This is a genomic window from Candidatus Rokuibacteriota bacterium (genome assembly GCA_016209385.1).
In the GTDB taxonomy this organism is placed as follows: domain Bacteria; phylum Methylomirabilota; class Methylomirabilia; order Rokubacteriales; family CSP1-6; genus JACQWB01.
This window is the reverse complement of the sequence record JACQWB010000090.1, coordinates 1-6,216: the sequence shown is the minus strand read 5'-3', so window position 1 is coordinate 6,216 and position 6,216 is coordinate 1. Positions and strand designations below refer to the sequence as shown.

Sequence of the window (6,216 nt, the reverse complement as noted above, 5' to 3'; positions counted from 1 at the left end):
TTCCTGATGGGAGTGGTCTTTTCGTTCGCGTTCTGCCCGACTCTTTTCCTGCTCTTCTTCGGCCTCACGATTCCCGTGGGGCTGCGCTCCAACGCCGGGCTCCTGGTCCCGGGGCTCTTCGCCGTCGGCACGGCGCTCCCGCTCCTGGCCTATGCGGGCTTCCTGGCGGCAGGAGGCAGCCAGGCCGGGGCCTACGCCCAGCGGTTCTCCCGGAGTCACTCCGTCGTGAGACGAGTCGCTGGAGTCATCTTCATTCTGGCCGGGATCAACGACACGCTGACATACTGGGCGCTGTAACGGATCGAGCCAAAAGTGGGAGGGACGGACATGACCGAGCCTGTGCGGGAAAAGCTTTCGGGAAAGGTGACGACACCTCAGGACGGGAAGGGGGCGGGGGTCAAAAAACCGAGCGAGCGCTACTGTGCCGTCTGCGGAGCGGACGCCAACGTCCACGGCCTGGCGGTGGAGCGCTCCGGCGAGTTGTTCTGTTCAGACGGGCACGCCGAGGAGTTCGTCAAGGAGGTGCGGGCGGCCCGGGTCCAGGCTGCAGCCGCAGCGCTTTCGGTTCCGCCCTCGACAACAGAGGTCGAGCGAGCTGAGAGACCGGCGGCAGGGGCGTCCAAGCAGCAGGACTGGAAGCGGTATCTCAAGCTGGGAGCCTGCTGCGGGTTGCCCCTTCTGGCGCTGGTCGTCCTGGCCGGGGGTGGCGGTGCCGTGCTCGGCGCCGCCGGCGCCCTCCTCCCGACCCTGGCCCTGCTCGCCTGCCCCATCGGGATGTACTTCGCGATGCGCGCGATGATGAAGACGGAGCACCGGCAGAACGCGGAGGACAAGGGGAACGCAGAGGACAAGGGGCAGGACAAACGAAGCGGAGCCAGTGGTCGGTGAATCGAGGCGTGGCGTCGCACAGAGAAGGGGCCTGGAGTGTGCCGACAAGGGCGTCCGGCGTACGGCATCGCGCTGGTGCTCGGAGTCCTGCTGGGGACCAGCGGCTCCGTCGGCGCGGGGAAGCACTTCTTCAAGGCGTTGAACATCGAGCGATCCAAATCCCCTGCGCAAGTCGCGGATTTTGCGCTGCCGACGCCGGACGGGAAGCTCGTCCGGCTCAGGGATCTCCGCGGCAATGTGGTCTTCCTGAACTTCTGGGCCACCTGGTGTCCGGCCTGCCGGGAGGAGATGCCCTCCATGGAGCGCCTCCACCAGGAGTTCAAGGATAAGGGCCTGGTGATTCTCGCGGTGGACCTTCAAGAGACGCGAGAGGCCGTAGGAGCCTTCATGAGGGAGTTCGGCCTGACGTTCCCGGCACTGCTGGATCGGGACGGCAAGGTCAGCGATCACTACAAGGTGCGCTTCATCCCCACGACCTATCTCGTCGGGAAACAGGGAGAGCTTCTCGGGCGCGTCATAGGGCCCAAGGACTGGGCAAGCGTTCCAGCCCGACAGCTCATTGCCTCTCTACTGGATCCTGTGCTGGCCGCCACCCTCGCAACGACCGAGCCTCAAGCCACGCCCTCCCAAGCCGACAAGCGCGACCGGGAGTTCCTCGAGCGGCACTGGAAGTTCCCGATCCCGGCACAGGGGAAGCCGCCGGGGAAGTTCACGCCGATCGAGGCCTCACTGGACCCCCAGAGCTGCGGGATCTGCCACCCCGCCCAGTACGCGGACTGGCAGACGAGCCTCCACGCCAGGGCGATGGGGCCCGGCGTCATGGGGCAGCTCGTGGACATGTGGCGCGCTGACCCCGAGTCAGCGCGTGACTGCCAGCGGTGCCACGCCCCGCTTGCTGAGCAGATCCCACAGCTTCCCCGGTCAGCAGGGGAGGGCTCGGTCCCGGATCCGGCCTTCGATGCGAAGCTTCAAGCGAAAGGCCTCGCGTGCGGCGCCTGTCACGTCCGGGGGTGGGAGCGCTTCGGCCCGCCCAAACGCGACGGAAGCCTCGAGTCGAGTGTCCCGCGCCAGCAGCTTCCTCACAACGGGGCGACCCGGACTGCAGCCTTTCTCCGTTCCGAGTTCTGCCAGGGCTGCCACCAGTTCCCCGAGGATGGCTTCGCCCTGAACGGCAAGCTCCTGGAGAACACCTACGCGGAGTGGAAGGCCAGCCCGTACGCCCGCCAGGGAGTCCAGTGCCAGGACTGCCACATGCCGGACCGCCGCCACCTCTGGCGGGGGATCCATGACCCGGAGATGGTGAAGCAAGGGGTGACCATTGATCTCAAGACGACCCGGGAAGGCGGCCGGCTTCAGGCGACGCTCGCGATCACGAACAGCGGGGTCGGCCACTACTTCCCCACCTATCTCACCCCGAAGGTCTTTCTCCGGATGGATCTCGTGGACGCGCGTGGGCGCCAGGTCAAAGGCAGCTTGCGCGAGGCCGTGATCGGGCGTGACGCGCCGCTCGATCTCTCCCGAGAGCTCTACGACACGCGCCTGGCTCCCAAGGCGAGCTTTGCGATGAAGGAGACGTGGAAGGCTGACCGTCCCGGGCTCAGGCTGAGGGCGCGGGTCGTCGTGGCGCCGGATCACTTCTATACGAAGTTCTTCGAGGCGACCATCCCCCAGGCCGAGCGGGGGACGGCCCAGCTTCGGGAAGCCCTCCGCCAGACCCGGCGCTCGGCGTTCACGATCTTCTCCCGTCAGGTGCCGCTCTGATGCGCTCGAATACGAGCGTGCTCAAGAGACTAACTTTGGGCGCAGCGGTCGTCCTTGCGGTCGCGCTCGCCGCGGCCGACGGCGTTGCGCAAAAACGCCGCGGCGCCGACGAGTGGCCCGAGCCGGGTTTCCTTGCGCCTGACTTCACGCTCCCCGACCTGAACGGGAGCCAGGTCAAGCTCTCGGACTTCCGTGGGAAGAAAGTGGTCTTCCTGAACTTCTGGGCGTCCTGGTGCCCCTCCTGCCAGGAAGAGATGCCTACGATGGAGAAACTTTACGGCAATTTCAAGGCCCGGGGCCTCGAGATCGTGGCCGTCAGCATCGACAGGAATAAAGCGGACGCGCAGGAGTTCGTGAGAAAGCACGGCATTTCGTTTCCCATCCTTTTGGATCCTGACTTCAACGTGGCCGGCGAGTACCGTGTCACGGGCATCCCGACCCATTACTTCATCGACAAAAGAGGTGTGATCCGGACGCGCGACGTGGGATCAAAGGACTGGAGCAAGCCCGAGACCTGGCAGGCCATCGAGGCGCTGCTCCAGCCGGGGGACCGACGGTGAGACTCTGTGTCGGTCGTCACCAACTCGCTCCGACTCCGGAGCTTCTGGCCCAAGTTGGCGGCTTCGCATGACCGAAACGCTTCTGGACTGTGGAGACGTTGGGAGGAGGGAGCGATGAAACGTGGGCTCGCTTTTATCCCTGCTATCGCCATCCTCGTGGGGGCCACGTTCGTGCCGGATTCTGCCGAGGCCTGTGGCGGAGTGACCGCGACTATCGCCGAGGATCCAAAGCCCTTCGGACTAAGGACCGAGGCGGGCCCGGGCGGTGTGACCCTCCATGTTGACCAGGCCGGCAATGTCTATGTCGCGGCCGCGGACATCAAGATCTCGAGCGCCCTGGCCGAAGCCGTCGCCACGCGCTACCTGAACAAGCGGTACGGGCGGTGGAGCCATCTGGAGTTCGAGGGCTTCACCTACGATCACGGGGATCTCGTGTACATGTACCACGCTCATGTTCCGAACCTGGCGGCGAGCATGCATGTTGGCCCCCTCAGCTTCGCCACCGAGCACGCCCACGTCCATGTCTCGGCCACCACCGGAGACGTCTACGGGTTCGGCTGCGGCCTGGGCTCAGGGATCGTGGACATGGCCTTCGAGCCGGGCGCTTATCCCGCGGAGCTGAAGACCAAGCGTCTCCCTTACGTCCAGTTCGACACCCCCTTCGTCGCCAGGGAGGGACGGCTGCCGAGCATTGACGGCCGGATCGATCCTGAGGAGTGGAAGGATGCCGGGCGTGAGGGGATCCACGTGGGGACCGCGCAACCGGCGCTCACGGAGTACGGCTGAGGGGGACTCGGGCAGGCGGTCGCCGTCCAACCGAAGCGCTACACCATCGAGGTGTGGAGCCAGATCCACGGGGACGCGATTTACTTCGCCGTGCGGACCGACACCGAGAACTGGGTCGCCGTGCTCTTCAAGGACTTTCCACATCACGGGATGACCGGGGACTTCAACGACGCCAAGCTCCTGACTGTGAGCGGCGTTTCGGACTACTTCGTGACTGAGCAGCCCGGCCAGACGCGCCCGGGGCCGAGGAAGCTCCAGGGCGTTCACACCTGAATGGCCGCCGGGGACCTGGGTCAGGATCCCCAGCCGAACCTGACCGCGAGCGGCGATCGGACCATCGCCAAGGGCCGCGAGTACGAGTTCGCCTTTCCGCTGAAGAACGAGAGCCTCGGGAACACGGCCTGGGAGCGGGATCGGAGCTACCAGATCGCCGTCCTGGTCGGACCGACCAAGGAGTTTCGGGGCGTGACCCAGGACACCTGGATGAGCGACCAGGTTCTGATCCGGATCGCGAGCCGGTCCGCGGCCTCGATCTACCACCCGCCCTTGCAGGCCACGTCGGACACGGCGGGGTCTGGAAAAGGGAGCCACGGCCATTGACCGTGTGAATCGTGACGAATGTGCGCGAACGAGTCATTCAGCCAAGCCGCGGAAGACTCGAGGAGGACAAACGAATGGTTAGATTTCTCCGAACCCTGACCGCCTTTCTTACGGGACTGACTTTCCTGGCATCAGTTCCTTTGCTTTCCTTCGCGGCTCAAGGAGAGTCAGAGAAAACGAGTGGAGGCTTCGAGCACGTCCATGCGCTCGCGATGGATGCGGAGGGGCGGGCGCTTTTTCTCGGGGCCCACACCGGTCTCTTCCGGAGCGAGGACGGGGGTCGCTCTTGGCAGAAGGCGGCGCTCTCTTCAAAGCACGCGCACCTGGACGTGATGGCCATCGCGACGCACCCGAGCGATTCCCGGACGCTCTATGTGGCCACCCACGAGGCCGGCGTCTTCAAGAGCACCGATGGCGGGATCACCTGGCGCGAGGTCAACGTGGGGCTGGGCGGCCTCGACGTCCACGGCCTGGCCATCGACCCCAATGCGCCGCAGAAGCTCCACGCGGCGGTCCGGGAGAAAGACGACGGGATCTATCGGACCAGCAACGGCGGCGCGAAGTGGGTCCGCGTGGATGACGGTCCGGGCGGCGAGGTGAAAGTGCTGACGTCGGTCAACATCCCGACCGGTATGGGCGGGATCTATCTCTATGCAGGAACGGCGGAAGGCCTCCAGCGCAACCCGGACTGTTTCTGAGGGTGGAAGCTGGTGGGCGGTCTGCCCGCCAATCGGACAGCGAACAGCTTCGCGGTCGATCCGAGGAATCCCAAGGTCATGTACGTCGCCATGCGCGATGGGCTCTTCAAGAGTACGGACGCGGGGGAGAGCTGGAAGCCTCTCGGGCAGGGACTCAAGAACCTGGCGGCGGTTGCGATAAACCCGAAGCGGCCCGCCGAGGTCTATGCCGCCACGGCTGACGGGATCATCTTCAAGAGCACTGATGGAGGGACGACATGGGAACAGCGCAAGTGAGCAAACAATCGTTTTCGCGCCGCGAGTTCCTGGGGACGTCAGGCCGCGTCGGGCTCGGGGCTCTGGCCCTCGCGGTCGGGGGCGAGGCCTTGCTTCCGCGCCAGGGCGGCGCGGCACAGCGCAAAGGCGCGGGCGGACTGCGCGAGATCTCCCTGGAGGCGCGCGAGATCACGTGGGAGCTGACCCAGGGCAAGCGCATCAAGGCCATGGCCTACAACGGCCAGATTCCAGGGCCGGAGCTGCGTCTCAAGGAAGGCGAGCGCGTGCGGATCGTCCTAAAGAACTCGCTGCCGGAGCCGACGACCATCCACTGGCACGGGGTGGATGTCCCAAACCCGATGGATGGGGTGCCGGGGATCACGCAGAAGGCGGTTCAACCCGGAGAGACGTTCGTTTACGAGTTTGAGGCTACGCCACCCGGCACCCGCTGGTATCACACCCACTTCCAGGAACACCGGCAGCTCGATCTGGGCCTCTATGCGCCCCTGATCATCGAGCCGTCGGGTGGCAACCCCTTCCCCTTCGACCGCGAGTACACCCTGGTCCTCGACGACTGGGCGACGGGGACGGGAACCGCTGTGGCCAGGAGCACGGAGGGGACGGCGGGCGGGCGCGGCGGCATGGGCGGGATGATGGGAGGCATGATG

10 protein-coding genes are annotated in these 6,216 nt (G+C 65.7%); all 10 read left to right on the top strand.

From position 1 onward, the window contains the following. On the top strand, nt 1-297 hold a 297-nt coding region (locus HY726_06250; GenBank protein MBI4608586.1), incomplete at its 5' end, for a sulfite exporter TauE/SafE family protein. A 30-nt stretch (nt 298-327) separates the two neighbouring features. Then, nucleotides 328-888, top strand: a complete 561-nt coding sequence (locus HY726_06245; protein MBI4608585.1) for a hypothetical protein — start codon at nt 328-330, stop codon at nt 886-888. A gap of 36 nt (nt 889-924) precedes the next feature. Beyond that, nucleotides 925-2,649: a redoxin domain-containing protein gene (locus HY726_06240; GenBank protein ID MBI4608584.1), complete on the top strand. Its 1,725-nt coding sequence runs from the start codon at nt 925-927 to the stop codon at nt 2,647-2,649. After that, nucleotides 2,649-3,209 (top strand): TlpA family protein disulfide reductase, encoded by a 561-nt coding sequence (locus tag HY726_06235; GenBank protein MBI4608583.1) that lies wholly within the window; start codon nt 2,649-2,651, stop codon nt 3,207-3,209. Before HY726_06240 ends, HY726_06235 begins: the two co-directional genes overlap by 1 nt. Nucleotides 3,210-3,323: 114 nt before the next feature. Next, complete coding sequence (locus HY726_06230) at nt 3,324-3,995, top strand: hypothetical protein (GenBank protein MBI4608582.1); 672 nt, start codon at nt 3,324-3,326, stop codon at nt 3,993-3,995. A 51-nt stretch (nt 3,996-4,046) separates the two neighbouring features. Further along, nucleotides 4,047-4,268 (top strand): hypothetical protein, encoded by a 222-nt coding sequence (locus HY726_06225; protein ID MBI4608581.1) that lies wholly within the window; start codon nt 4,047-4,049, stop codon nt 4,266-4,268. After that, nucleotides 4,269-4,595, top strand: a complete 327-nt coding sequence (locus HY726_06220; GenBank protein ID MBI4608580.1) for a hypothetical protein — start codon at nt 4,269-4,271, stop codon at nt 4,593-4,595. It begins immediately after the preceding gene. Between the two features lie 212 nt (nt 4,596-4,807). Then, a complete protein-coding gene (locus HY726_06215) occupies nt 4,808-5,293 on the top strand; it encodes a hypothetical protein (GenBank protein MBI4608579.1) in 486 nt (161 codons plus the stop codon). Between the two features lie 12 nt (nt 5,294-5,305). Beyond that, a complete protein-coding gene (locus tag HY726_06210; GenBank protein ID MBI4608578.1) occupies nt 5,306-5,569 on the top strand; it encodes a hypothetical protein in 264 nt (87 codons plus the stop codon). Beyond that, nucleotides 5,551-6,216, top strand: a 666-nt coding sequence (locus HY726_06205) for a multicopper oxidase domain-containing protein (GenBank protein MBI4608577.1), incomplete at its 3' end; no start/stop codon positions are given. The genes HY726_06210 and HY726_06205, both read left to right, overlap by 19 nt.

Bases quoted from the DNA above. Each gene is read 5' to 3' on its own strand.
- HY726_06230 (MBI4608582.1), top strand. From the start codon at position 3,324: ATGAAACGTGGGCTCGCTTTTATCCCTGCTATCGCCATCCTCGTGGGG.
- HY726_06235 (MBI4608583.1), top strand. From the start codon at position 2,649: ATGCGCTCGAATACGAGCGTGCTCAAGAGACTAACTTTGGGCGCAGCG.
- HY726_06215 (MBI4608579.1), top strand. From the start codon at position 4,808: ATGGATGCGGAGGGGCGGGCGCTTTTTCTCGGGGCCCACACCGGTCTC.
- HY726_06245 (MBI4608585.1), top strand. From the start codon at position 328: ATGACCGAGCCTGTGCGGGAAAAGCTTTCGGGAAAGGTGACGACACCT.
- HY726_06220 (MBI4608580.1), top strand. From the start codon at position 4,269: ATGGCCGCCGGGGACCTGGGTCAGGATCCCCAGCCGAACCTGACCGCG.